Origin of the sequence: Prauserella muralis, assembly GCF_003202285.1 — a bacterium.
In the GTDB taxonomy this organism is placed as follows: Bacteria; Actinomycetota; Actinomycetes; order Mycobacteriales; family Pseudonocardiaceae; genus Prauserella_B; species Prauserella_B muralis.
This window is the reverse complement of sequence record NZ_MASW01000002.1, coordinates 1,460,274-1,485,809: the sequence shown is the minus strand read 5'-3', so window position 1 is coordinate 1,485,809 and position 25,536 is coordinate 1,460,274. Positions and strand designations below refer to the sequence as shown.

Annotated in this window: 21 protein-coding genes; 6 read left to right on the top strand and 15 right to left on the bottom strand. The window is 71.5% G+C overall.

Features of this window, described 5'->3' with window-relative positions:
• Window positions 1-10 precede the first annotated feature (10 nt).
• Entirely contained in the window at window positions 11-646 is a 636-nt protein-coding gene (gene kstR / locus BAY60_RS18190; protein WP_112282086.1) for a cholesterol catabolism transcriptional regulator KstR, read from the top strand.
• Window positions 647-658: 12 nt separating this feature from the next.
• On the opposite strand, the gene BAY60_RS18185 is transcribed toward kstR, so the two are convergent.
• The 7 genes from BAY60_RS18185 to BAY60_RS18155 form a co-directional block, all read right to left on the bottom strand.
• A complete protein-coding gene (locus BAY60_RS18185) occupies window positions 659-1,648 on the bottom strand; it encodes a TIGR03557 family F420-dependent LLM class oxidoreductase (protein ID WP_112282085.1) in 990 nt (329 codons plus the stop codon).
• Between the two features lie 47 nt (window positions 1,649-1,695).
• On the bottom strand, window positions 1,696-2,529 hold the full coding sequence (locus BAY60_RS18180) for an LLM class F420-dependent oxidoreductase (RefSeq protein ID WP_112282084.1): 834 nt from the start codon (window positions 2,527-2,529) through the stop codon (window positions 1,696-1,698).
• A gap of 71 nt (window positions 2,530-2,600) precedes the next feature.
• A complete protein-coding gene (gene icmF, locus BAY60_RS18175; protein WP_112282083.1) occupies window positions 2,601-5,840 on the bottom strand; it encodes a fused isobutyryl-CoA mutase/GTPase IcmF in 3,240 nt (1,079 codons plus the stop codon).
• Window positions 5,841-5,919: 79 nt separating this feature from the next.
• Window positions 5,920-6,552, bottom strand: a complete 633-nt coding sequence (locus BAY60_RS18170; RefSeq protein ID WP_170160444.1) for a GTP-binding protein — start codon at window positions 6,550-6,552, stop codon at window positions 5,920-5,922.
• Window positions 6,533-7,129: a DUF742 domain-containing protein gene (locus tag BAY60_RS37935; protein ID WP_245992597.1), complete on the bottom strand. Its 597-nt coding sequence runs from the start codon at window positions 7,127-7,129 to the stop codon at window positions 6,533-6,535. The genes BAY60_RS18170 and BAY60_RS37935 overlap by 20 nt, the downstream gene beginning before the upstream one ends.
• 7 nt (window positions 7,130-7,136) lie before the next feature.
• Window positions 7,137-7,589: a roadblock/LC7 domain-containing protein gene (locus BAY60_RS18160; protein ID WP_112282082.1), complete on the bottom strand. Its 453-nt coding sequence runs from the start codon at window positions 7,587-7,589 to the stop codon at window positions 7,137-7,139.
• The gene (locus tag BAY60_RS18155; protein WP_112282081.1) at window positions 7,586-11,047 is read right to left on the bottom strand and encodes a sensor histidine kinase; all 3,462 of its coding nucleotides are present in this window, start codon (window positions 11,045-11,047) and stop codon (window positions 7,586-7,588) included. The genes BAY60_RS18160 and BAY60_RS18155 overlap by 4 nt, the downstream gene beginning before the upstream one ends.
• 1,250 nt (window positions 11,048-12,297) lie before the next feature.
• Between BAY60_RS18155 and BAY60_RS18150 the strand changes: the two genes are divergently transcribed.
• From BAY60_RS18150 to BAY60_RS18140, 3 genes are read left to right on the top strand one after another with little or no spacing between them, the layout of a single operon-like run.
• Window positions 12,298-13,467, top strand: a complete 1,170-nt coding sequence (locus BAY60_RS18150) for a type III PLP-dependent enzyme (RefSeq protein WP_112282080.1) — start codon at window positions 12,298-12,300, stop codon at window positions 13,465-13,467.
• Window positions 13,457-13,846, top strand: coding sequence for an adenosylmethionine decarboxylase (gene speD, locus BAY60_RS18145; protein WP_112282079.1), 390 nt, complete (start codon window positions 13,457-13,459; stop codon window positions 13,844-13,846). Before BAY60_RS18150 ends, speD begins: the two co-directional genes overlap by 11 nt.
• Window positions 13,847-14,704, top strand: a complete 858-nt coding sequence (locus BAY60_RS18140) for a spermidine synthase (RefSeq protein WP_112282078.1) — start codon at window positions 13,847-13,849, stop codon at window positions 14,702-14,704. It begins immediately after the preceding gene.
• Here BAY60_RS18140 and BAY60_RS18135 read toward each other — a convergent pair.
• The 7 genes from BAY60_RS18135 to BAY60_RS18110 all read right to left on the bottom strand — a co-directional run bounded on the left by BAY60_RS18135 (window position 14,682) and on the right by BAY60_RS18110 (window position 20,069).
• Window positions 14,682-15,023, bottom strand: coding sequence for a DUF3817 domain-containing protein (locus tag BAY60_RS18135; RefSeq protein WP_112282077.1), 342 nt, complete (start codon window positions 15,021-15,023; stop codon window positions 14,682-14,684). The two genes, BAY60_RS18140 and BAY60_RS18135, sit on opposite strands and share 23 nt — an antisense overlap.
• A gap of 3 nt (window positions 15,024-15,026) precedes the next feature.
• Window positions 15,027-15,455 carry a hypothetical protein gene (locus BAY60_RS18130; protein ID WP_112282076.1) on the bottom strand — a complete coding sequence of 143 codons (429 nt, stop codon included), beginning with the start codon at window positions 15,453-15,455 and terminating at the stop codon, window positions 15,027-15,029.
• 179 nt (window positions 15,456-15,634) lie between these two features.
• Complete coding sequence (locus BAY60_RS18125; protein WP_112282075.1) at window positions 15,635-16,477, bottom strand: lytic transglycosylase domain-containing protein; 843 nt, start codon at window positions 16,475-16,477, stop codon at window positions 15,635-15,637.
• A 114-nt stretch (window positions 16,478-16,591) separates the two neighbouring features.
• The gene (locus BAY60_RS18120; RefSeq protein WP_112282074.1) at window positions 16,592-17,077 is read right to left on the bottom strand and encodes a helix-turn-helix transcriptional regulator; all 486 of its coding nucleotides are present in this window, start codon (window positions 17,075-17,077) and stop codon (window positions 16,592-16,594) included.
• Window positions 17,078-17,391: 314 nt separating this feature from the next.
• On the bottom strand, window positions 17,392-17,559 hold the full coding sequence (locus BAY60_RS37170; RefSeq protein WP_170160443.1) for a hypothetical protein: 168 nt from the start codon (window positions 17,557-17,559) through the stop codon (window positions 17,392-17,394).
• Window positions 17,560-17,762: 203 nt separating this feature from the next.
• Window positions 17,763-18,905 carry a CaiB/BaiF CoA transferase family protein gene (locus tag BAY60_RS18115; RefSeq protein WP_112282073.1) on the bottom strand — a complete coding sequence of 381 codons (1,143 nt, stop codon included), beginning with the start codon at window positions 18,903-18,905 and terminating at the stop codon, window positions 17,763-17,765.
• Window positions 18,906-18,947: 42 nt separating this feature from the next.
• Window positions 18,948-20,069, bottom strand: coding sequence for an acyl-CoA dehydrogenase family protein (locus BAY60_RS18110; protein ID WP_170160471.1), 1,122 nt, complete (start codon window positions 20,067-20,069; stop codon window positions 18,948-18,950).
• A gap of 129 nt (window positions 20,070-20,198) precedes the next feature.
• On the opposite strand from BAY60_RS18110, the gene BAY60_RS18105 reads away from it, so the two are divergent.
• On the top strand, window positions 20,199-20,807 hold the full coding sequence (locus BAY60_RS18105; protein ID WP_112282071.1) for a TetR/AcrR family transcriptional regulator: 609 nt from the start codon (window positions 20,199-20,201) through the stop codon (window positions 20,805-20,807).
• A gap of 72 nt (window positions 20,808-20,879) precedes the next feature.
• Entirely contained in the window at window positions 20,880-22,481 is a 1,602-nt protein-coding gene (locus tag BAY60_RS18100) for a succinic semialdehyde dehydrogenase (RefSeq protein WP_112282070.1), read from the top strand.
• Between the two features lie 4 nt (window positions 22,482-22,485).
• On the opposite strand, the gene BAY60_RS18095 is transcribed toward BAY60_RS18100, so the two are convergent.
• On the bottom strand, window positions 22,486-25,488 hold the full coding sequence (locus BAY60_RS18095; protein ID WP_112282069.1) for a helix-turn-helix transcriptional regulator: 3,003 nt from the start codon (window positions 25,486-25,488) through the stop codon (window positions 22,486-22,488).
• Window positions 25,489-25,536 lie beyond the last annotated feature (48 nt).

The following is a 25,536-nucleotide window of genomic DNA, read 5'->3' as shown; positions in this document are numbered from 1 at the left end:
AGGAGACCGCATGGCAAGCAAGCCCAAGGCGCAGGCCCCCGCCAAGGGCCGGGGCGCCCTGAGCGCGATCGGCGGCGAGGAGCTGGGCTCGGCGGCCCAGCGTGACCGGCGCAAGCGCATCCTCGACGCGACACTCGCGCTCGCCTCGAAGGGCGGCTACGACGCCGTCCAGATGCGCGCGGTCGCCGAACGTGCCGACGTCGCCCTCGGCACCCTCTACCGCTACTTCCCCTCGAAGATCCACCTGCTCGTGTCCGGGCTGGCGCGGGAGTTCGAGCAGGCGCAGGACAAGCTGGAGCGCGGCTCCATCCCCGGGGACACCCCCACCGAACGGCTGCTGTTCGTGCTCGGCCGCAACACCCGGCTGATGCAGCGCGACCCGCACCTGACCGAGGCCATGGTGCGGGCCTTCATGTTCGCCGACACCACGGCGGCGGCCGAGGTGGAGCTCGTCGGCAGGCACATGGAGAACATGTTCGCCCGCGCCATGGGCATCGAGAACCCCACCGAGCACGACCGCGACGTCTTCCATGTCATCGCCGACGTGTGGATGGCCAACCTGGTGGCGTGGGTCACCCGGCGAGCCTCGGCGGCCGACGTCGCCAACCGCCTCGAGCTCTCCGTGCACCTGCTGCTGGACAAGTGAGGCGGCAGCCGCTCAGGCCGTGAGCTTCGGCAGCACCTCGCGGCCGAAGACCTCCAGCCACTCGTCCTGGTTGCGGCCCACGTTGTGCACGTAGATCCGGGTGAAGCCCGCGTCGACGTAGCGCTGCAGGGCCGCGCGGTGCACGTCCGGGTCGGACGAGACGACCATGCGGCCCTCGAAGTCCTCCCGGCGCACCAGCTTGGCCATCTGCTCGAAGTCGAACGGCGAGCGGATGTCGGCCTTGGGAAATTTCATGCCGCCGTTGGGCCACTGCTCCATGGCGTTGGTCCACGCCTCTTCGTCGGTCGGCGCCCACGACAGGTGCACCTGCAGCAGCTTCGGCATGGCGTCCGGGTCCTTGCCCGCCTTGCGGGCGCCCTGGGCGAAGTTGTCGAGGATGCCGCCCAGCTTGGACAGCGACGCACCGGGCGTGATGAGCCCGTCGGCCAGCTCGCCGGTCTTGCGGGAGGTGTAGGGCCCCGCCGAGGCGATGTAGACCGGCGGCGGCGCGTCCGGCAACGTCCACAGCCGGGTCGTGTGCAGCTTGAAGAACTCGCCGCTGTGCTTGACGTCCTTGCCGCTGAACAGCTTCCGAATGATCTCCAGTGCCTCGAACATGCGGCGCACCCGCTCGGGCGCCTCGGGCCAGTAGCCGCCGATGATGTGCTCGTTGAGCGCCTCGCCGGAGCCGATGCCCAGCCACGTCCGGCCGGGATAGGTGGCCTCCAGCGTCGCGGCCGCCTGCGCCACCATCGCCGGGTGCTGCCGGAACGACGGGCAGGTCACCCCGGGCCCGAGGTCGCCGGTGGTGTTCTCCGCCAGCGAGGCGAGCACGCTCCACACGAACGAGGCCTCGCCCTGTGCGGGCACCCAGGGCTGGAAGTGGTCCGCCGCCATCTGGCCGGAGAAGCCGTGCCGCTCGGCCAGCGCCGCCAGCCGGATGGACTCCCTCGGCGAGAACTGCTCCAATGCCGCCGCGACACCGATCTGCACCTCAGCCACGTCTGTTCTCCACCCCTTCTGCGCGCCGTCGTCCGTCCGCGGCCAACCTACCCCGCGTGCCGCTCGGCGAGCACGGCAAGCTCGTCGAGCCTGCGCAGCGTCTCGCTCTCCGGCCGGGTGCCGAGCAGGAACGTCACCCGCTCCACGCCTGCCTCCGCCCAGCCCGCGATCCTGGCCTCGTCGCGGCCCGCGCCGAAGACCGTCACCGGCATGTCCGGCCTGCCCTGCTCGGCGAGCCAGGCGCGCACGCGCCGGATCTCGTCGGGCTGCGCGTTCGGCCGCGGCAGCCAGCCGTCGCCGTGCTCGGCCAGCCGGGCCAGTGCCGCGGGGCTCTCCCCGCCGATGTAGACGGGCGGGTGGGGCCGCTGCACGGGCTTGGGCCACGAGTAGACCGGGTCGAAGTCGACGTGCTTGCCGTGGAACTCCGCCTCGTCCTCGGCCCAGATCGTCTTCAGCGCCCGCAGCTGCTCGTTGAGCAGCGCGCCGCGCGTGGCCGGGTCGGTGCCGTGGTCGCGCATCTCCTCGCGGTTCCAGCCGACACCGACGCCGAACACGAAACGCCCGCCGGAGAGCAGGTCGAGGCTGGCGACCTCCTTCGCGGTGTGGAACAGGTCGCGCTGGACGAGCAGGGCGACCCCGGTGCCGAGCAGCAGGTTCCGCGAGCCCGCGGCGGCCGCCGTCAGGGCGACGAACGGGTCGAGCGTGCGGTAGTAGACGCGCGGCATCTCGCCCCCGCCCGGATACGGCGTCTCCAGGCTGACGGGAATGTGCGAGTGCTCGGCGAGGAACAGCGAGTCGAACCCGCGGTCCTCCAGCGCCGTGGCCAGCGTGTCCGGCCGGATGCCCTCATCGGTCACGAACGTCGAGACACCGAACTTCATGTGATCGTCAAACCGCACGGCCCCGCGGATTGTTCCCGGCCCCCCACCGATCGACATCACCCGGGTGCGGGTCAGACGTTGCGCCGGTACTGGCCGCCGACCTCGAAGAACGCCTCGGTGATCTGGCCCAGCGAGCACACGCGGGCGGCGTCCATGAGAACGCCGAACACGTTGTCCCCCCGGGCCGCGGCCTCCCGGAGCTCCTTGAGCGCCTGCTGGGCCTCGTCGTGGTGCCGCCTCTGGAAGTCGGCGAGCCTGCTCAGCTGCGACTGCTTCTCCTCCTCGGTGGCCCTGGCCAGTTCGACCTCGGTCTCCTCCTCGTCGGCGTGCGGGTTGCGGAAGGTGTTCACGCCCACGATCGGCAGCGACCCGTCGTGCTTGAGCCGCTCGTAGAGAATCGACTCGTCCTGGATCTTGCCACGCTGGTAGCCGGTCTCCATCGCGCCCAGCACGCCGCCGCGCTCGGCGATGCGGTCGAACTCGGTGAGCACCGCCTCCTCGACCAGGTCGGTGAGCTCGTCGATGATGAACGAGCCCTGCAGCGGGTTCTCGTTCTTCGCCAGGCCCCACTCCTTGTTGATGATCATCTGGATCGCCATGGCCCGTCGCACGGACGCCTCGGTGGGCGTCGTGATGGCCTCGTCGTAGGCGTTGGTGTGCAGCGAGTTCGCGTTGTCGTACAGCGCGCACAGCGCCTGCAGGGTCGTGCGGATGTCGTTGAAGCTCATCTCCTGCGCGTGCAGGGACCGGCCGGAGGTCTGCACGTGGTACTTGAGCTTCTGCGAGCGCTCGTTGGCACCGTAGCGTTCCTTCATGGCGACGGCCCAGATACGCCGCGCGACCCGGCCCAGCACCGAGTACTCGGCGTCCATGCCGTTGGAGAAGAAGAAGGACAGGTTCGGCGCGAAGTCGTCGATGTCCATGCCCCGCGCCAGGTAGGACTCCACGTAGGTGAAACCGTTGGCCAGCGTGAAGGCCAGCTGCGAGATCGGGTTCGCGCCCGCCTCGGCGATGTGGTAGCCGGAGATCGACACCGAGTAGAAGTTGCGCACCTCGTGCTCGATGAACCACTCCTGGATGTCGGCCATCATGCGCAGGCTGAACTCGGTGGAGAAGATGCAGGTGTTCTGACCCTGGTCCTCCTTGAGGATGTCGGCCTGCACCGTGCCCCGCACCTGGCGCAGTGTCCACGCGCGGATCCCGGCGGCCTCCTCCGCGCTCGGCTCCCGGCCGTGCTCGGCGCGGAAGGCGTCCATCCGCTGGTCGATGGCGGTGTTGAGGAAAAACGCCAGGATCGTCGGCGCCGGGCCGTTGATGGTCATCGACACCGACGTGGTGGGCGCGGTGAGGTCGAAGCCGTCGTAGAGCGCCTTCATGTCCTCCAGCGTCGCGATGGACACTCCCGAGGTGCCGACCTTGCCGTAGATGTCCGGCCGGGTCGCCGGGTCGAAACCGTAGAGGGTCACCGAGTCGAAGGCGGTGGACAGCCGCTTGGCCTCGGAGTCGGACGACAGGTACTTGAACCGCCGGTTGGTGCGGAACGCGTCGCCCTCCCCGGCGAACATCCGGGCCGGGTCCTCACCCTCCCGCTTGAACGGGAAGACCCCCGCGGTGTACGGGAAGTAGCCCGGCAGGTTCTCCCGGCGCAGGAACGACACCAGCTCGCCGTCGTCGGTGTAGCGCGGCAGCGCCACCCTCGGCACGCGGTTGCCGGACAGCGTCTCGCGCCACAGCTGGGTGCGCAGCTCCTTGTCGCGCACCATGAACACCAGTTCCTCGCCCCGGTAGGCCTCGGCCAGCTCCGCGTACCGCTCCAGCAGCCGCGTCGTCGCGTCGTCCACATCGGACTGCGCGCGCTCCACGAGCCGGTCGATCTCGGCGGTGTCGGCTCCCGCCTGTGCCAGCGCCTCCCGCGCCGCGGCGAGCTGGTCGCGCGTGCGCACGGCCCGCACCTGCTCGGCGGTCCTGCGGTGGTAGGCGCGCACGGTCTCGGCGATGTCGGACAGGTAGCGCGTGCGGGAGGCCGGGATGATCGTGCTCAGGTCGGTCGACACCTTGCCCTCGACCGGCGGCAGCACCCCGGCCGAGACCGACAACCCGCTGCCTGCCAGCAGGTCGCGCAGGTGCGCGTACAGGGCGGTGACGCCGTCGTCGTTGAACTTCGCCGCGCTGGTGCCGAACACCGGCATGTCCTCGGGCGAGGCGTGGAACTCCTCGCGGTTGCGCACGAGCTGACGGGCCACGTCCCGGCGCGCGTCCTCGGCACCGCGCCGCTCGAACTTGTTGATCGCCACCACGTCGGCGAAGTCGAGCATGTCGATCTTCTCCAGCTGCGACGCGGCGCCGAACTCCGGCGTCATCACGTACAGCGCGTGATCGACGTGGTCGACGATGCCCGCGTCGCCCTGGCCGATGCCCGGCGTCTCGACGATGACGAGGTCGAAGCCCGCGGCCTTGCACGCCAGTATGGCGTCGTCGAGCCCGGAGGGGATCTCGCCGCTGGCGGTGCGGGTGGCCAGCGACCGGAAGAACACCCGCTCGCCGTCGATGCTGTTCATCCGGATCCGGTCGCCGAGCAGCGCGCCACCGCCCTTGCGCCGCGTGGGGTCGATAGCCAGCACCGCGATGCGGAGCTTGTCCTCCTGGTCGATCCGGAACCGGCGCACGAGCTCGTCGGTGAGCGACGACTTGCCGGAGCCGCCGGTGCCGGTGATGCCCAGCACGGGCACGGTCCGCGACCGCGCGGTCTCCCGGATCGTGGCCAGCCAGTCCTGCGGCAGCACCTCCTGCTGGAGGCGGGTGAGGGTCCTGGCCAGCGTGGGCACATCCCCGGCGAGCAGGCGGTCGACCGACCCGACGGGCTCGGCGGCGAGGTCGACGTCGCACTCCCGGATCATCGAGTTGATCATGCCGGGAAGGCCCATCTCCAGGCCGTCGTCCGGGGAGAAGATCCGCGCGACACCCCGCGAGTGCAGCAGCTCGATCTCCTCGCGCACGATCACGCCGCCCCCGCCGCCGAACACCTTCACGTGCCCCGCGCCGCGCTCGCGCAGCAGATCCACGAGGTAGGTGAAGTACTCGACGTGCCCGCCCTGGTAGGCGCTGATGGCGACGCCCTGCGCGTCCTCCGAGATGGCGGCCGTGACGACCTCGTCCACCGAGCGGTTGTGCCCGAGGTGGACCACCTCGGCGCCCTGCGACTGCAGGATGCGCCGCATGATGTTGATCGACGCGTCGTGTCCGTCGAAGAGGCTCGCGGCCGTCACGAACCGAACGGGGTGCGCGGGCCGATGCAGTTCGGAGGAGGTCATACCTCCAAAATACTTGGACTTCCTACCTTTTTAAAACCGAGTGTCGGTGTGATGGCGACCTCAGCCGGGCCGGATCGATTCAGGTGGCGCTGGTGGTGGGGTTCGCCGAGCCTGCCGAGCGCATCGCGATCCACTGCCGCATCGCGTACTCCACGAGCGTGATCAACGTCTGCTTGGTGGACTCCCGGTCGCGGGCGTCGCAGCGGACGATGGGGATGCTCGAGTCGATCGACAGCGCCTCGCGCACGTCCTGCAGGTCGTGGTGCAGCACGCCGTCGAACGTGTTGACACCCACGATGTAGGGCAGGCCGCGGTCCTCGAAGAAGTCCACCGGCGCGAACGAGTCGGCGAGCCGCCTCGTGTCGGCGAGGACGACGGCGCCGATCGCGCCGCGTACCAGGTCGTCCCACATGAACCAGAACCGCTGCTGGCCCGGCGTGCCGAACAGGTACAGGATCAGATCGTCGTCGAGCGAGACGCGGCCGAAGTCCATGGCGACCGTCGTCGTCGCCTTGTTGGGCGTCGCCTCGAGATCGTCGATGCCGGCACTCGCGTCGGTCATCATCGCCTCGGTGGTCAGCGGCACGATCTCCGACACCGATCCGACGAACGTCGTCTTGCCCGCTCCGAAACCGCCGGCCACAACGATCTTGGCCGACGTCATCGTCTTCGGCGCGGTCTCGCGCGGTGCCTTAAAGCCGACGGAGTCCACTCAAAACCCTTTCCATCAACATCAAATGCGCTTCGGCACCCTCATCGCCGGTGATGGTCCTGTGCACGGTGACCAAGCCGGCATCCGCCGCGTCACTGATCAAGACTCGTGCCACGCCGAACGGGACACGCAGGGTAGCAGCGATCTCGGCGACCGAGTGTGGGGTCCGACATTGTTCCATGATCTGCTGGTGCTCGATCTGGTCGGGCACCGCCATCACGGCGGCCTCTCGAGTGGAGACCAAGGTCTCGAGCTCCAGTGCGTAGTTCGCCTTGGTCCGCCCGCCCGTGATGGCGTACGGACGGACGAAACCGGTCTCTTCCGCCGGGTGCAACGGAATGGCTTCGGCCGACACAAGCTGCTCCTCTCCGGGCGCGTACCCGGTCTCGCCGGGCGCACCGGCCTGTCCGGATGCCTCGGTAGCTGGGGGTGCATCCCGGTCACCGTGCTCACCGGGCTCGTCGGGGGTGGTGCTGTCCTTGCGACGGCCGTGGCCAGAACCCAGCGGGAACCCGTTGAGGACGTCCGCGAACGTACTCAACTCCTCGTCGCCGGAGTGTTCGGGCCCCGAGCTCATCGTCGGATCATCCCACCGGCTCTCCGACCAGCGGGCCGCTCGCGCCCTGCAGCTGTGCCCGCAGCTCCGGGGTCAGGATCTGCCCGACGCGGTCGACGAGCATGGTCATCTCGTAGGCCACCTGCCCGATGTCGCAGTTGGGCGCGGCCAGCACCGCAAGGCAGGAGCCGTCGCTGATGGACATCAGCACCATGATGCCGAGTTCCATCTCCACGACCGTCTCGTTCACCGCGCCGGCCTCGAAGCAGCGCGCGGCACCCTGAGTGAGGCTGACGAGCCCGGACGCCACCGCGGCGAGCTGGTCGGCCCTGTCGAGCGGAAGCCGGTTGGACGCGGTGAGCAGGAGGCCGTCAGCGGAGACGACCACCGCATGGGCCACTCCCGGCACGCGCTCCGCGAAGTCGTTCACCAGCCATCCGAACTGGTTCTGCTGGGGCTGAGCCCGATCCGGCGCGGTCATTCACCCTCCACTTTCTCATCACTGCTCTCGGTCGCCTGAGCGGTCCGATGCCGGCCTCGGCGAATTCCCTGCTGGAAGCTGCTGAGCCTGCCCCGCACGTCGGCGGGATCCCGCTCCCGCCGTGGCGGGCTCTCCGGCGAGCCCTGTGCCGACACGCTGCCCGGGAGCAGTTGTTCCCCGCGGCGGCGCCTCGGCAGGCCCGCCGCCGTGTAGCTGGACGGTGTCGCTTCCGACACCGCCTGCACGGTCCGCCACCGCTCGTCGGACGAGAACGCCCAGCCCGATGCGGGTGCGCCGCCGGAGCCGCCTGCCCCGGCACTGGTGCCGGCGTCGGCCGGGGCGCCCTCGCGGGACTCCCCGGTCTGCGCCTGCTTCTTCGGCTGCCGTTGCGGCAGGCCTGAAGCCTGGTTGCTCCGCGCGCCCTGCGCGGACTCCGCCGGTGCCGAGGCCTGCCCGGCTCCGCCGGCGGCGTCGGGCTCGGGCTTGCGATGCCTGCGGCCCCGGTTGACGCCCTGCTGGAAGCTGCTGAGCCTGCCCCGCACGTCCGCGGGGTCCCTCGGCGGGATCTCCTTGCGCGCGGGTGCGGCGGCCTGCTCCGGTGCGGGCGGGGTGGTGGGGACGGCACTGCCGGGCAGCAGTTGCTCGCCGCGCCGCCGCCGGGGCAGCCCGGCCTGTGTGTAGTCCGACGGCGCCTGCCGCTGCGACACGGCCTGCACGGTCCGCCACCGCTCGTCGGCGGCGAAGTCCCAGTCGCTCTTGTCGGCGGACTTCTCGTTCGCCGACTCGGTGACGCTGCGGAACCACGCGGAGAGCATCTCGTCGAAGATCGGTGTCGTCTCCGTCGTCGACTCCGCGATCCGCTGGGCCCTGCGCTGGGCATCGCTCTCCGTGGTCGCAGCGCTCCACCAGTCGCTCACCGTGGTGCTCTGTGCCTCGAAGAGGTCCCTGCCGCTGAGCCCTTCCTCGGTGCCGGGCTCGGAGCGCGCTCCGGCCTGTGTCTCGGGCTTGGACTCGGGCTGCGTCGTGGACCCCGCCTCGGGCTGCCCGCGCCGTGGCGCGGGCGGCGACGCCATGGATTCGGTGGCCTCGCTCTCGTCGGCGGCCGGCGGGTCCTGCTGCCCGGCCGTGCCCGCGGCGGGCACGACGGCGCCGTTGCGCCGGGACTCCTCCGGCGCCGCCGGGGACTGCTCCGCCGGGCGGGCCGGAGGCTGGACGACGGGAGGCGGCGTGCGCTGCTGGTCCTGCTTCTCCCTGCCGATCGGGGTGAACAGGGCCGTGCCCGACACCTCGTTGTCGGTGGGCGGAGGCGGCGGCTGCTGCCCGGACGCGGCAGCGCCGGGCAGGACGCCGCTGCGGCTCGCGCCGTTCGGCTTCCTGCGCGGCAGCGCGCCGGGTCCCTGCGCCGGGGCCTGCCGCGCGGGCGCGGCGGACTGCGGCTCGGGGTGCTGCGGCAGCGCGGGCGGCTGGGTCATCGTGGTGGCGCCGGGGGGCTGCGCGCCCTGCTCCTGGCCCATCACCAGCTCGGCGGGCACCGAGACGGTGGCCCGCACGCCGACGATGTCCTTGCCGCCGTGCAGCGCGACACCGAAGCCGTGCCGTCCGGCGAGCCTGCCCACCACGAACAGGCCCATCCGCCGCGACGTGGCGAGGTCGACGGAACCGGCCTCGGTGAGCCGCGTGTTGGCTTCGGCGACCTCGGCCTCGTTCATGCCGATGCCCTTGTCGAGGATGTCGATGGACAGCGAGCCGTCGTCCATCCGCCGGGTAGCGACCGTCACCTGGGTCTCCGGCGCGGAGAAGGCGGTGGCGTTGTCCAGCAGCTCCGCCACCAGCCGCACCAGGTCGCCCGCGGCGTAGCCGACGACCCTGGCGGGCGGCGGGGTGCGCACGACAACGCGCTGGTACTGCTCGATCTCCGACACGGCGGCGCGCAGGACGTCGGTGACGGTGACCGGCTGGCCGGAGCGGCGGCCCGGCTCCGCGCCGGAGAGCACCATCAGGTTCTCGTTGTTGCGCCGCATGCGGGTGGCCAGGTGGTCGAGCTGGAACAGGATGGCCAGCTGGTCGGCGTCCTCCTCGTCCCGCTCGAGCCGCTCGATCAGCTGCAACTGCCGCTGTACGAGGCTCTGGCTGCGCCGCGAGAGGTTGACGAAGACGCTCGCGTAGCCGGTGCGCATCCCGGCCTGCTCGGCGGCCAGCCGCAGAGCCTCGGAGTGCACGGCGTCGAAGGCCCTGGCCACCTCGCCGATCTCGTCGTCGGTCCGCACGGGCACCGGTGTGATCTCGGTGCTCTGCGACCGCCCCTCCTGGATCGTGCGCACCGCCTCGGGCAGCTCCCTGTGCGCCACGTCCAGCGCGCTCGACCGCAGCTGCCTGAGCGAGCGCAGCAGCTGGCGGGTGATGAGGAAGACCACGAGCACGGCAAGTGCGAGCGCCAGCACCAGCACCACGGCGAGCACGCCGAGGTTCGCGCTCGCTCCGCCGGCCAGGTCCGTCGCGGTGGAGGTCAGCTGGGTCGCGAGGCGCCCGCTCACCTGGCCGAGACCGTTGAACACGGTGCCGGAGGCATCGCGCCACTGCGCCGCGCCCGCCGAGGAGAAGGCGTCGCTGTTGCCGGAGTCCTGGCCCGCGAGCACCCGCTCGACGACGCGGTCGCGCTCGTCGAAGGCCTCACCGCGCACGGCGGCGTCGAAGTCCTGACGCTGGGCCGCGGTCGCGGCGGTGCGGAAGTCGGCGATGCGGTCGGTGAAGCGCACCTCGGAGGTGCGCAGCTGGTTGAACTCGCTCGGCGCGAGCCCGCCCCTGGCGATGCCGTAGTCGATGAGCGCCTGCTGCACCGAGACCTCGTCCTTGGCGACGAGCAGGTTGTGCAGCGCGTTGGGGGTGCCGCCGATGGCGTCGTCGCCGATGCCGGCCACGAGCGCGGTGTCGAGATCGAGCAGTGCCGAGGTGATGGCCGAGTACTCGTTGAGCGCGTCCACGGTGCCGACCTGGCCGGCCTGGATCCGCTGGCGCAGGTCGGTGAGCTTGCCCAGCTGCTCGGTGACGGCGGCGCGCGGGGCGGCGAGCCCGCCGTCGGCCTCGGCGGCCGCGTCGAGCGCGGACCGCGTGGGAGCGATCGCGCGATCCACCTCGCCGCGGACCTGCCGCAGCTCCGGGGAGTTCGCGCCCGAGCCCGCGGTGAGCGCCTCGGCGGTGCGGGTGCGCTCGCGCTGCAACCCGTCGAGCAGCGTCCCCGTGGCCGCGCCGAGCCGCGCGAGCTGGTCGACGCGGTCGTAGCGGTCGGAGCGCTCCAGCTGGTTGCTGAACGTGAGCCCGCCCAGCACGAGCGCGATGACGATCGGGATGAGCGTGACGGCACCGAGCTTGACCGGGAGGCTCCAGTCGCGCCACCGCGTCAGGGCTCGCCACCGCGGCGGCTTCGGGCTCTGCCGGCCGAGGAGCTTGCCCACAGGCACTTGGCCTTCTCCTGCAACGGTCACGAAGGTGACGCCTCCTCCGGCTCGCTCGCTGTGTTCCGACGGCTCATGGGGTGCTCCGGCCTACCAGTTCCGAGGACGCATGACCAGTGACTCTGCGTGCTCAGTTGTGTGCCGCATGTACTCCGTCCTCATCCTCGCTGGTGTCGGGCCCGTGCCCTGCCGTCGTGTCGCCTGCGCTGCCGACCGCGTCGTCAACCCCCGGGGGCGCCGCGCTCCGCAGCACGCGATCCGCAGCGCATGCGCCGCGGGCCGGCACCCAAATTGACATTCGGTCGGGGTGCCAGAAAGCGTACACCAATCGGGTACTCGGCAAATGCGCTCAGCCCGTGCCCCGTGACCAGGGCAAATACCCATTCGGGTCGCCCGTGGAGGCGCCCTTTCGCTCGGCCGGGACGGTTCACCGCCATTCCCGTTACTGTATTCATCAGCAGGTGGGCATCAAGCGTCACCCACACAGCCCAACCGGTGCGCTCGCCGACCCCCGAACGGCGGAGGCGACGTGCTCCCTCGGTGGAGTGACGCCACCAAAGTGTGCACGATCATGTGGCTTCACCGTCACGGACGTCACAGTGACCTACTGGTCAGTTTCGGGCGCTGGCCTGCGCATCTTCACCAACGCGTGACATCGGGTGCGACCCAGCGTAGCCGAATCGGCACCCGGAACACTCTCCGCACAAGGCCACCCTGGGTAATACTGGAACGGGGATTACCGGGAAAACTCTCACCCATTGGCACGGCACGAAGCACGCCGCATGACGGAACGCCACGTCGGGACGCACCAAGCCGTGTGAAACTCCCGGCCGGCACCGGCTGCACCCCGGTTGCCCACCACCGGGCCCACCCCGGCCATCTTTCGCCAGGAACCGCCACTACCCTGTGCTTTCCGCACCACACGCCCCGCACCCACACCCCGCCGGAGGGAGCCATGCCGCACGTCCGCCACCCGCGCCGGCCCGGCAGCTCCCTGGCGGCTCCGGCCGGCCCCGGGAAACGTCGAGCGCCACATCTTGTCGCGTTCAGGCACGCCATTTCCGGAAAATCGTGCGAAATGGCGCCGACGCGCCTCGACTGTTTCACAACGCCATTTCGGAGAATAATCGCCGTGGTCGGTCACCACGATTATTCCGAATTCTGCGGACCCACATCGCCGTGCCCAGGCCGTCCGGCCCGCGCGGTGCGGGAGGTCCGTGTGCCCGCCTGCCCGGTGACCTGAGACCCTGCCAGGAGTGAGTACCACCCTTGAGCGGCTCCGCGCGTTCCTCGCGGAGCACACCCCGCCGACACCCTGCCTGGTGATCGACGTCGACACGGTGCTGGAGCGCTACCGGGCGCTCACCCGCGCCTTCCCGGGCGCACGCCTGCAGTACGCGGTGAAGGCCAACCCGGAACCCGCGGTGCTGGAGGCGCTCGCGCGGGACGGCGCCGCGTTCGACGTCGCCAGCCCGGCCGAGATCCGGTCGTGCCTCGCGGCCGGCGCACCGGGCGGCACGCTGTCCTACGGCAACACGGTGAAGAAGCCCGCGGACATCGCGATGGCGCACGCCGCCGGTGTCCGGGAGTTCACGGTCGAGGCCACGAGCGACCTCGAGAACATCGCCGAGCACGCGCCGGGCGCGCAGGTGTCGGCCCGGCTGCTCATCGAGGCGCCCGCGTCGGTGACGCCGTTCGGCCGCAAGTTCGGCGTCGCGGCGGACGAGGCGGCCGCGCTGCTGGTGCGGGCGGCCGACCTCGGGCTGGACCCGGTGGGCGTCAGCTTCCACGTGGGATCCCAGCAACTCGACCTCACGGCCTGGGACATCGCCATCGGCTCGGCCGCCAAGGTGTTCGGCTCCGCCGCGGAGCGCGGGGTCGCGCTGCGCAGGCTCAACGTCGGCGGCGGCATCGGCGTCGGCTATCTCGAGCAGGCGCCGCCCGACGACGCCTACGCCGACGCCATCGCGGGTGCCCTGCGGGCGCATTTTCCGGGCCCGGCGCCGGAACTGGTGCTCGAGCCCGGCAGGGCCCTCGTCGCCGAGGCCGGGGTGATCCGTACCGAGGTCGTGCTCGTGTCGCGCAAGGCGGCCGACGACCCGTATCGGTGGGTATATCTGGACATCGGCCGCTACAACGGGCTCGCCGAGACGGAGAACGAGGCGATCGCCTACCGGTTCGAGGTTGTCGGGGACCACTCCGGCGACACCGGGCCGGTGATCTTGGCGGGGCCGACGTGCGATGGTGACGACGTGCTCTACCAGCGGCGAACCTACCGGCTGCCGGTGTCCTTGCGACCCGGCGACCAGCTCGACATCCTCTCGACGGGGGCCTATACGGCGAGCTACTCGTCGGTGGCGTTCAACGGAATCGAACCATTGCGTACCTACTGTATTTCTGGAGGGAGACTGATCAGTGCCGAGTGAGTTTGTTCCGGTCGGCGCGTTCTCCGGCAGGCACGTCCTTGCCGAGCTGGACGGGGTCGATCCGAACCTGCTCGATGACGCGGATTTCCTGCGGGCCACCCTGGCCAGCACCTTGACCGCGGCAGGCGCGACGGTGTGCGACGTGATCGCCCACCAGTTCGAACCGCAGGGAGTGACCGTGCTGGCGATGCTGGCCGAGTCGCATGCGTCCATCCATACCTATCCCGAGCTCGGCACGACCTTCGTCGACGTTTTCACCTGTGGCGAGCGGGCCGACCCCCAGCAGGCCGTGCACCTGCTCGCCGACGCGCTCGGCACCGACTCCGTGACCATGTCCGTCGTTCAGCGCGGGCGGCAGCCCGCCGGTGCGGGGAAGTGAATGTCCAAGCAGATCGTCGAACCACTCGGTCCCGGCCTCACCCGCGTCTGGGACCTGTCCGAGACCATCCTCGACACACGCACCGACTTCCAGCACGTGGTGGTGGCGCGCACGGCGCAGGGCATCTCCCTGTTCTGTGACGACGAGCGGCAGAGCACCGAGGCCAGCCAGCTCGTCTACCACGAGGCGCTGATGGTGCCGCCGATGCTGCTGGCCGACAGCGTCGACAGCGTGCTGGTGATCGGCTCGAGCGAAGGGGTGGCCAGCCAGCTCGCCATCGCGGAGGGCGCGACGGTGGTCGACCACGTCGACATCGACCACCAGACGGTGCGGCTGTGCGCGGAGCACCTGCCCTACGGCTACTCACCCGAGGAGCTGGCGGCCGCCGAACGCGGCGACGGCCCCGTGCGCGTGCACTACCAGGACGGCTGGCAGTTCCTCGCCTCCACCACGCAGCGCTACGACGTGGTGGTGATCGACCTGCCGGACGAGAACTTCGACCCCGAGGCCCAGCACAACCGGCTGTACGGCGAGGAGTTCCTGCGCCGGTGCTCCGAGGTCCTGACCCCGGGTGGCGTCGTCGCCTGCCAGGCGGGCTGCCCGACGCTGTGGCGCAACGACACGCTGATCGCCGCCTGGCAGCGGTTCCACGAGGTGTTCGGCACCGTCGTCTACTTCGGCTCCGACGAGCACGAGTGGGCGTACCTGTCGGGCAGGGCCGACAGCAGGCAGGACCCGGTCGGCGAGATGGTCGCCACGCTGCGCGAGGCGCGCTACCGGCCGGCCTCGATCGACGAGGACACGCTGCGCGGCTGCACGGTGCCGCCCTACTCGGTCAGAGCTTCTCGCCGGCGGTGACCTTCCGGGTCACCTTCCGTTCGGCGACGAACGAGAGGAAGGGGATCGTGCCGGCCAGCAGCACCAGCACGGTCCCCTTCATCGACCAGCGGGCCTTGAGCGCCAGGTCGACGGCGACGACGAGGTACACCATGTACAGCGCGCCGTGGGTGACGCCGATCCAGCTCATCATCCCGGGCGAGTCGGCCGCGTACTTGAGCACCAGCGCCAGCGTCAGCCCCAGCAGCGCGACGCCGGTGGCGTAGGCCAGCACACGGAAGCGCAGCAGGGAGCCCCGCAGTGCGGGGGCCGCCGTGTCGTCGCGGTCGGTCGTCACCATTTCTCACTTCACCTCGTGGTCGCGGGCGTTCAACTCCGCCAGGTACCGGTTGTAGGCGGCCAGTTCGGCGTCCTCGGGATCCTCGGCGTCGCCGGCGCCTGCGGTCTGCCGGGTCCGGGGCACGGCGGGCCGGGGTGCGGGCACGTCGGCGGGACGCCGTCCCCACGCCGCGCGGTCGCCCTGCGGCTCCCCCTGCCCCGTGCTCCGCCCGGCCTCGGCCTGCGCCTTGAGCCTGCGGATACGCCACACCATGAAGGCCGGGAACAGCCCGAACAGCGGCCACTGCAGCACGTAACCGAGGTTCTGGAACGTGCCGCCCGCCGAGGAGTACCGCTCCCACTGCCACCACGCGAGGCCGCAGCAGATCGCGAGGCTCAGCGCGCACACACCGGCGATCGCGAGCCTGCGGGTGGTGGTAGCGCTCCTGGACACGCTTCGACGCTAGCACTCGCCGTCGTCCGCCCGCCGCCACAGGTGAGCCAACCCGCGCGACGTCTCCCCAATGCCACATTTGTTCCACTCAACGGAGCGAATGCGGCATTCGCTCCATCCAGTGGAGCGAATGCCACATTGGGGAGCTTGGGGCGGCGGCGATGGGGCGCGGGGTGCGGTCAGCTGCGGGCGGTACGGGCCTGCTTGGCGTAGCCGTCGGCGAGGCCGAACACCTTCTGCGCGTACTCGACGGAGTTGTTGTACGACATGATCCCGGCCCACCAGCCGTCCGCGCTGGCCATGTCCCGCCCGTTGACGCACAGGTAGCGGGCGGCCGAGAGTGCCGCGTCGTCGATCTGCTGCGGCTCGGCCCTGCCGTCACCGTCGCCGTCGGAGCCGTAGCGCATCCACGTGCTCGGGATGAACTGCATCGGACCGACGGCCCTGTCGTGCACCGGGTCGCCGTCGAGCTGCCCGCCGTCGGTGTCGGAGATGGACCGCACACCCGTGGAGCCATTCAGGGGGACGCCGATGATCGGGGTCGACGGACGGCCGTCCTCGCCGAGCGTCGCGCCGCCGTAGCGGCCGTGGTCGGACTCGATGCGGCCGATCCCGGCGAGCGTCGCCCAGGAGAGACGGCAGTCCGGCTCGTTGGCGCGCATCGCCAGTTCGGCGTTGCCGTAGGCGATGAGTGCCCTCGCCGGGACGCCGACCACCTGTGAGGTGCGTTCCGCCCACGCGACGAGCGGATCGACGCCGTCCCGCCGCGGCTGGCCCGCGCCGGCCCGGTTGCCCGCGACGGTGTTGCTCACCGGGGCCACCGACCCCGGCTCGACCTGCGCGGGTTCGACCTGCAGGGCCGGGATGTCCGTCGTGGTCGGGCCCGCCTCGGGGGAGGCGGCGCTGGCGACGAGCCAGACGCCGCCCGCGGCGGCGGCGAGCACGACCAGGACGATGACCAACCGAATGAGGGCCGCCAGCCCCGGACGCGATTCCGATGCACGCGTCCCCGCCTCCTGCACGCTGGGCCCTCCACGTCGCCGACCAGTTGACAACTCGCTAACGATGGCACGGACGTTAGCGTTACGGGTGGGCACGCGGCGCGGCCGGCTGCGGCACGTACCCGATCGTGGCCGCTATCCCGCGGCGTCGCGCCGCTGCCGGGACAGCCGGGCCACGCACCACGCCGGGGCGCTGCCGCGGCGCAGGTGCTCCAGCACCGTGAGCGGACCGAGCCGCCTGCTCAGGTCGGCAGGCGTGAGGCCGGCCGCACGGTAGTCGAGCGCACGCTGGTCGAGCGGGCTGATTCCCGCGTCCCACCACGCCTTCGCCTCGTTGACGTCCCCGATCATCTGCCACCAGCCCGCGGCCGCGATCAGCAGCTCGAGCGGCGCCTCGGGCACCCGCTCCCGCATGGCGTCGAGATACCCGGGGTCGGCCGAGTCGACCGGTGCCCAGCCCGTGGGGCCACCGCTGCGCTGGCCCGGGATACCGGGCGCGGCCACCTGCGGTGCCTCCGCCAGCCACGCCGACGCGATCCGGTCGACCTCCTGCTCCTCCGCGCTCCGCTCGCGCTCGGACGCCCACTGCCGGATCACCGCGTCAACACCGGGATCTCGCATCCCTGCCTCCTCTGCACCGCACTGCTGTGGTTCTCGCGAAGACTGTCGAGCAACGTTGTTCGAGATGTTCGAGCGTGAGTCCTCGGATACCGGACGATCACGCAATGTGAGCACCGTATGAGAGGGGGCCAGCGATCCGCCAGACCCTCATGGGCACGAATTCGTTGACCAGCGTTTTATGGGCTGGAATCCACCCGGATGGTGGAGCATTCAGGCCCTCGAGCCGAAATCGGCAACACACAGTAGCCAAATGAGGGGTGCGCAGCAGAACCGCCGACACCGCTTCGGCGGTGCCGGCGAGCAGCGATGTCGGCTCAGGAGAACAGACTCTGCACGAACGTGATGATGGCTTCGGCGCCGTCGCGAAGCCAGCCGAGTGCCGATTGCACGGCGTCGGCGGATTCCGTGGGACGCGTGATCAAGAAGAACAGAACAAGTGCGACGACGCCGAATATGAGGACCTTCTTCAAACCCGGCGACATAGCTCCATCCGATTCACTCCGGCGGCTGCCGTGCCCTCACGGCGGCCGCTGCGCCTCCCCGCCCTTACTCGTCATGATGCCCTACCGGAACCCATCCTGACGGGTAATCACACGAACGGGCGGCTGCGGTGACAGCCCGTACCTGGCGGTTCCGGCCTCACTGTAGGCGCGGCGAGGGCGCCGCGGCCACCACGACACGCGCGTCAGCGGATCGCGCCGGCCTCCCGCAGCGCCGCGATGCGCTCGTCGCCGAGACCGAGCTCGGCCAGCACGGCAGAGGTGTCGGCCCCGGTCTGCGGCGGCGGCCCGGGCGTGGCCGGTGGGGTGCGATCGAAGCGGGGTCCCGGCGCGGGCTGCACGACGCCGCCGACGTCGACGAACGTGCCACGCGCGGCGTTGTGCGGGTGCTCGGCGGCCTCCCACGGCGAGAGCACCGGTGTCAGGCACGCGTCCGTGCCCTCCGCCTTGGCGACCAGCTCGTCGCGCGTGTGCTTGCCGATGGCCTCGGCCAGGATGGCCCGCAGCCGCGGCCACTCCCGCTGGTCGAGATGCACCGGCAGCTCCTCGGCATCGAGACCGAGGACCTGCACCAGCGCGGCCCAGAACCGCATCTCGATCGCCCCGACCGCGACGTACCTGCCGTCGGCGCACTGGTAGGTGTCGTAGAACGGTGCGCCGCCGTCGAGCAGGTTCTCGCCGCGCTCACCCTGCCACAGGCCACCGGCCCGCATGCCGTGCAGCTGCGTGGTGAGCAACGCGGCGCCGTCGACCATCGACGCGTCGACGACCTGGCCCTGGCCGGAGGAGGTGCGCTCGTACAGCGCGGCCAGCACGCCCATCGCCAGGAACAGCCCGCCTCCCCCGAAGTCGCCGAGGAAGTTCACCGGCGGCACCGGCCGCTCGCCTGCCCTGCCCACCGGCTCCAGCGCGCCCGCCAGGCCGATGTAGTTGATGTCGTGGCCCGCCGACTGCGCGAGCGGCCCGTCCTGACCCCAGCCGGTGACCCGGCCGTAGACCAGGCGCGGGTTGCGCGCCCGCACCTGTTCGGGGCCCAGCCCCATTCGCTCGGCGACACCGGGCCGGAAGCCCTCGACGAGCACGTCGGCCTTCTCGGCCAGCGTGAGCACCAGCTCCACGCCCTCGGGCGTCTTGGTGTTGACGCCGATGCTGCGCCTGCCCCGGGTGAGCGGGTCGTCGGGCAGCCCGAGAACGTCCTCACCGGGCACGGCACGGTCCACCCGGATGACGTCGGCGCCGAGGTCGGCGAGGATCGTGCAGGCGAACGGGGCCGGGGCCAGTCCCGCCAGCTCGATCACCTTGAGGCCGCTGAGCGGGCCAGGCTTCATCCGTCCAACTCCTTCGTGTGCTGCCTGTCCGGCCCGTCCCGGCTACAGGGTTCGGGAGATGATGTCCTTCATGATCTCGTTGGTGCCGCCGAAGATCCGGGAGATCCGCACGTCGGCCCAGGCCCTCGCGATCGGGTACTCGGTCATGTAGCCGTAGCCGCCGAAGAGCTGCACGCAGTCGTCGATGACCTTGTTGACGCGCTCGGTGGTCCACAGCTTCGCCATGGCCGCGCCCTGCACGTCGAGCTCGCCACGCAGGTGCCGCTCGATGCACTGGTCGAGAAAGGCGCGGGCGACGGCGGCCTCGGTGGCCGCCTCGGCGAGGGTGAACTTGGTGTTCTGGAAGGAAAAGACCGGCCTGCCGAACGCGGTGCGGTCCTTGGTGTAGGCGATCGTCTGCTCCACCGCGGCCTCCATGCCCGCCACCGCCGTGACGGCGATGATCAGCCGCTCCTGGGGAAGCTGCTGCATCAGCTGGATGAAGCCCTGGCCCTCCTCCTCGCCGAGGAGGTTCGCCGCGGGCACGCGCACGTCGTCGAAGAACAGCTCGGCGGTGTCCTGCCCACGCAGGCCCACCTTGTCGAGCACGCGGCCACGGCGGAAGCCCGGCCTCGAGGTCTCCACGACGATCAGCGACACGCCCTTGGCGCCCGCGTCGGGGTCGGTCTTCACGGCCACCACCACGAGGTCGGCGTGCGCGCCGTTGGTGATGAACGTCTTGGCACCGTTGATGACGTAGGAGTCGCCCTCGCGGACCGCCCTGGTCTTGATGCCCTGCAGGTCGGAGCCGGTGCCGGGCTCGGTCATAGCGATGGCGCCGACGTACTCGCCACTGGCGAGCTTGGGCAGCCACTCCCGCTTCTTCTCCTCCGAGGCGTAGGCGAGCAGGTAGTGCGCGACGATTCCGTTGTGGACGGACACGCCCCACGCGCCGTCCCCGGAGCGCGCCTGTTCCTCGTACAACACGGTCTCGTGGGCGAAGTTGCCGCCGCCCCCGCCATACTCCTCCGGAATGGACAGTGCCAGCAGGCCGACCTCCCCCGCCTTGGTCCACAGCTCCCGGTCGACCTGCTTGGCCGCTATCCAGCGCTCCTGGTTGGGCGTCAGCTCCTTCTGGCAGAACGTCTTCGCGAGATCGCGGAAGTCGTCCAGTTCCTCGGTCATCCACGAGCTTCGCTGGATCTGCAGCGACACGGCCTGCCCTCCTGGTTCCCGGCTACTGGAAAACATTCCAGTTGGAATGTAAGTTCTGACCGGAATGTACAGGCGCCCGCGACGGAGGTAAAGGGGGACATGGTGACGACGGCAGGCCGGGGCCACCGCACGCAGGCACAGCGCCGCGAGCAGACCAGGACCGCGCTGCTCGACGCGACCATCGACTGCCTCGTCGAGCTGGGCTACCCACGCACGTCCATGCAGGAGATCTGCGCCAGGGCGGGCGTGTCGAAGGGCGCCTTCCAGCATCATTTCGCCGCCAAGGCGGAGCTGATGGCGGCTGCCGTCGAGCACCTCACCACCCGTCTCAAGCAGCAGCGGGCTCCGGAGATGGAGGGGCTGCCGCCGGGGCGGGAGCGCATCGCGGCGGCGATCGATCTGCTGTGGGAGTCGTACTCGGGCACGCTGGCCACGGCGGCGATGGAACTGTGGATCGCCGCGCGCACCGAGCCGGAGCTGCGCGCGGCGATCCGGCCGGTGGACCGCGCGCTCGGCCGCTCGACCCTGGAGCAGGTGGCCGCGCTCGCGGGCGAGGTGCCCAGGGAGAGGGTGGAGACGCTGTACTGGCTCACCGTGAACCTGACCCGGGGGCTGGCCCTCGACGCCGAACTGGGTGGTGACGCCCGGCGGCGCAAGCAGCTCATCGAGGAGTGGAAACGCCTCGCGGTGACCCATTTCTCCGTCTAGCGGGCGAGGCACTGGCGGCCATACTGCCGGTATGCTCTACTCGTCGGTAACAACGTCGTTCGCGGAGGGGCCATGACCAGCACAGCTCCCGTCAGGACCGGCAGGCCGGGCACCATCGGCGGTGTCGTCGGCGCGCCCCCGGCCAGCCGTGCCACCGAACTCGTCAACCGGGTGCGCGGCGGTGCCGACTCCGCGCCCGTGGAGATGAAGGCCCCGTTCACCGGACTCACCACGGCGACCCTGCCGCAGGCCACCGACGCCGACACCCGGGCCGCGTTCGCCCGTGCCCGCAGCGCCCAGCGCTCCTGGGCGCAGCGACCCGTCGCCGAGCGGCAGCGCATTCTGCTCCGCCTGCACGAGCTGGTGCTGCGTCACCAGGACGAGGCGCTCGACCTGGTCCAGATCGAAGCGGGCAAGGCCCGGCTCGACGCCTTCGACGAGGTGAGCGCCACCGCGCTGGTGGCCGCCTACTACGGCAAGCACGCCGCGAAGATCCTCGCGCCGCGCCGGGCGCCCGGGGTGCTGCCGCTGCTCACCAAGGCGGGCGAGCTGCGCCACCCCAAGGGCGTGGTCGGGGTCATCTCGCCGTGGAACTACCCGCTGGCGCTGACCGCGATGGACGTGCTGCCCGCCTTGGTCGCGGGCAACACCGTGGTGCAGAAGCCGGACAACCAGACGGCGCTGTCGGCACTGTGGCTGCACGAGCTGGCCGAGCGCGCGGGCCTGCCCGTCGAGGCCTGGCAGATCGTGCTCGGGCGCGGCTCGCGGATCGGTGACGCGCTCGTCGAGGAGTCGGACTACCTCTGCTTCACCGGCTCGACGCCCACGGGCAAGCAGCTCGCGGGCCGCATCGCGCAGCGGCTGACGAGCTACTCGCTGGAGCTGGGCGGCAAGAACCCGATGATCGTGCTGCCCGGCGCCGATCTGGACAGGGCCGCGGCCGGAGCGGTGACCGCGTGCTTCTCCTCCGCGGGCCAGCTGTGCGTGTCGGTCGAGCGGATCTACGTGCACGACAGCGTGCGCGACGAGTTCACCAGGGCCTTCGCGGAGAAGACCGCTGCGCTGCGGCTCGGCGGCTCACTCGACTACGGGCCCGGCATGGGGTCGCTGACCTCCGCTGAGCAGCTGGCCGCGGTGCGGGCCCACGTCGACGACGCCCGTGCCCACGGCGCCACGGTGGTCACCGGCGGGCGGACGCGGCCCGACCTGGGCCCGCTGTTCTACGAGCCGACCATCCTCACCGGCGTCACCGAACGCGCCAGGGTGTTCGCCGAGGAGACCTTCGGTCCGGTCGTGTCGGTGTACGGCTACACCGACGTCGAGGACGCCATCGAGCGCGCGAACGACACCCCGTACGGGCTCAACGCCAGCGTGTGGTGCGGCGACGGCACGGAGGGCTGGGAGGTGGCGTCCAGGCTGAAGGCGGGCACGGTGAACGTCAACGAGGGCTACGCCGCGACCTTCGGCACGGTCGGCGTCCCGATGGGCGGCATGAAGGACTCGGGCGTGGGGCGCCGCAACGGCGCCGAGGGCCTGCTCAAGTACACGGAGGCGCAGTCGATCGCCGTGCAGCGGGGCCTGCGGCTGCGCCCGTTCCGCGGCATGCCGCCCGGGCTGTGGGCCAAGGGCATGACGGCGGGCATGCGACTGCTGCGCCGCCTGCCCCGGCGTTGAGCCGTCACGGTCTGGCCAGCAGGCCCCGGTCGTAGGCGATGGCGACGGCCTCGGCGCGGCGGCTCGCGCCGAGCTTCGCCATCGCGCGCGACAGGTGCACGCTCACGGTCTTCTCGCTGATGTAGAGCTCCTCGCCGACCTGCCGGTTGGTGCGGCCGAGCGCGACGCGCTCCAGCACGGCCCGTTCCCGGTCGGTGAGGGCGTCCACCACGTCGCGCCGCGGCGCCACGCCGTCGAGCTCGATCCTGGCCCGGCGCGCGAGGTCGCGCACCGCCGTGCGCAGCGGCACGGCCTTGAGGCGCTGGGCCACCACGTGCGCCTGCTCGAGCTCCTCCGCGGCACGGGCGGTCTCCCCCGCGGCCAGCAGCGCCTCGGCGTGGCGCCACCGGCACACCGCCTGCTCGTAGACCGCGCCGTAGCCGAAGGCCTCCACGACCTTGGCCCACTCGCCGGGCTCGACCGGACCGCGCAGCCCGCCCGCGGCGGTCTCGGCACGCAGCAACCAGGCCTGCCCCTCGGGACCGAGCGTGCCCGCGCGCGGCCTGCCCCGGGCGATGCAGTTGCGCACGTGCGCGAGCAGGTCGTCACCGATCGCGGCGGCCTCGGCCTCCGCGTCGGCGTCGCCCCGCAGCCGCGCGTCCGTGGCCCACGCCGCGCACGCCTCCAGGCCGAGCGCACCGATCCGGATGCCGCCCAGCGCCCATGGGAACGCGTCCTCGAGCCAGCCGACGCCCTCGCGGGCGCGCACGGCCGCCAGCCGGTGGTCGCCCTGCCAGGTGGCGAGCTGCGTGCCGGCGTCGGCGGCGGCGAGGGCGAACCAGATGTCCGAGCGCCACTGTCCGCGCAGGTCGGCCACGAGCCGCTCGGTTTCGGCGAAGCGGCCGCGCGCCAGCACCAGGTCGACCCAGGCCGAGGCCATGATCGCGCTCACGGTGCTGGACAGCGACGACCGGGGCCAGCCGAGCTCGTCCTCGGGCCAGTCGCCGCGGACGTACCGCAGCGAGGCCTCCCGCAGCCGCGCGCTGAGCCCGTAGGAGGCCCAGCTGAGCCCCGCCTGCTCGGCGTGCTGCACGGCCCGCCGGTACAGCGTGGCGGCGTCGGCGAGCTCGCCCTGGTCCTCGTAACTGAGGGCGAGGTAGTACATGGCGCTCAGCTCGACGTCGATGGCGCCGGCCTCCCCCGCCTTGCGCGCGGCGTCGCGCAACCGCTGCCGGGCCTCCTGCGGGTCGCCCGCCGAGTCGGCGAGCGCGCCCAGGGTGGTCAGCGCCGAGGCCTCGGCACCGTCGGCACCGGCAGCGCGGGCATCGGCGACGGCCGCCTCCGCGCTCGCGGCGGCCTCCTCCAGCCGGTCGTCGCCCCGCAGGATCTGCGCCCGCGTGGACAGCACCCAGGCCCGCCGCGCGCTCGGCTCGGCGTCGGCGACCAGCTCCCACGCCCGCTCGATGGCCTCGACCGCCGCGTCGAACGTGCTGTCCAGTCCCATCTGAGCCTCGGCGAGCCGCCGCCACGCCATGGCGGCGCGGTCGGCGGGCACCTCCGGGCCGAGCGACTCGACGGCGGAGCGCGCGAACGCCACGGCCCGCTCCGGCTCGCCCGAGGTGCCCGCGAAGTACGAGGCCTCCAGCAGCAGTTTCAGCTCGTCGTAGCCGTCGGGCCGGTCGGACCCGGGCACGGCGTCCCAGATGTCGAGTGCCTGCTCGATGTGCCGCAGCGCCCCGCCCGGCGCGCCGAGGCCCTCCGCCTCGTCGGCGGCCCGCACCAGCGCGGCCAGCGCCGTGGGGAAGTCCTTGCTGCGCATGCTGTGGTAGGCCAGCCGGGCGTTGTGGCCCCTGCCCTGCGGCTTCGACCGGATCCGCGTGGCGTAGGCGGCGTGCATGCGGCTGCGCTCGCCCGGCAGCAGGTCGCTGTAGACCGCCTCCTGCAGCAGCGCGTGCCGGAACTGGTAGAAGCCGCGCTCGATGACGAGGACGTGGTGGTGCACGGCCTCGCGCAGCGCCTCGTCGAGCTCCAGCTCGCCGAGGCCGGACACCTCGGCCAGCGCCGCGTGCGAGACACCGTCGCTGGCGACGGCGACCGCGCGCAGCACGCGCCGGGTGTCGGCGGAGAGCCGCTCCAGCCTGGCGAGCAGCACCTCGGCGAGCCCGGCAGGCAGGTCGCCGTCGCACCCCGGCCCTGAGGCGAGCAGTTCCTCGGCGAAGAACGGGTTGCCCTCGGAACGCCGCACCAGCTCCGTCACGGCGTCCTGGCCGAGCGGCTCCTCGGCGAGGGCCTGCACGAAGGCGCGGGCCTCGGGCTCGCCGAACGGCGGCAGCTCGATGCGCTGCACCGTGGGCAGGCGGACCAGCTCGGCCAGCAGCTCGCGCAGCGGATGGCGCCGGTGCACGTCCTCCTCGCGGTAGCTGCCGACGACGAGCAGTTGCTGCGCGCGCAGCCGGGACAGCAGGAACGACAGGAGGTTGCGGGTGGATCCGTCGGCCCAGTGCAGGTCCTCCAGCAGCAGCACCACAGGCCGGTGCGCGGCGATCTCGGTGAGCACGCCGAGCACGGCGTCGAACAGCTGCAGCTGCCCGACGTCCTGCTCGGCCCGCACCCGCAGCCGCGCCTCGTGCTCGGTGGCGGGCACGTGCGGGAACTCGCCACCACTCCTCGGCACCACGGCCGCCTGCGGGAGCAGCCGCCCGAGCGCGGGCCGGGCGCGCAGCGCCTCCGTCACCGCCTCGTCGCCGAGTGTGGCGAGCGGGGCCAGTGCCTCGGCGAAGGGCAGGTACGGCAGCCCGCCCTCCTTCATGTCGAGGCACCGGCCCGTCAGCACGAGTGCCCCCTGTGCGGATGCCTGCTCCGCGAGCTCGCTCAGCAACCGGGTCTTGCCGACCCCCGCGTCGCCAGCCAGCAGCACGGCCCCGGCCTCACCTCGCCGTGCCTGCGCGACGGCCTGACGCAGCCGCCGCAGCTCGTCGACGCGGCCGACCATGGGGATTCCGGTACCAAGACGGGGCACGAGAGCCATTCTCGCCTACCCCACCGACATTCCGGCCATGGTTTTCGCCGTCGGCCG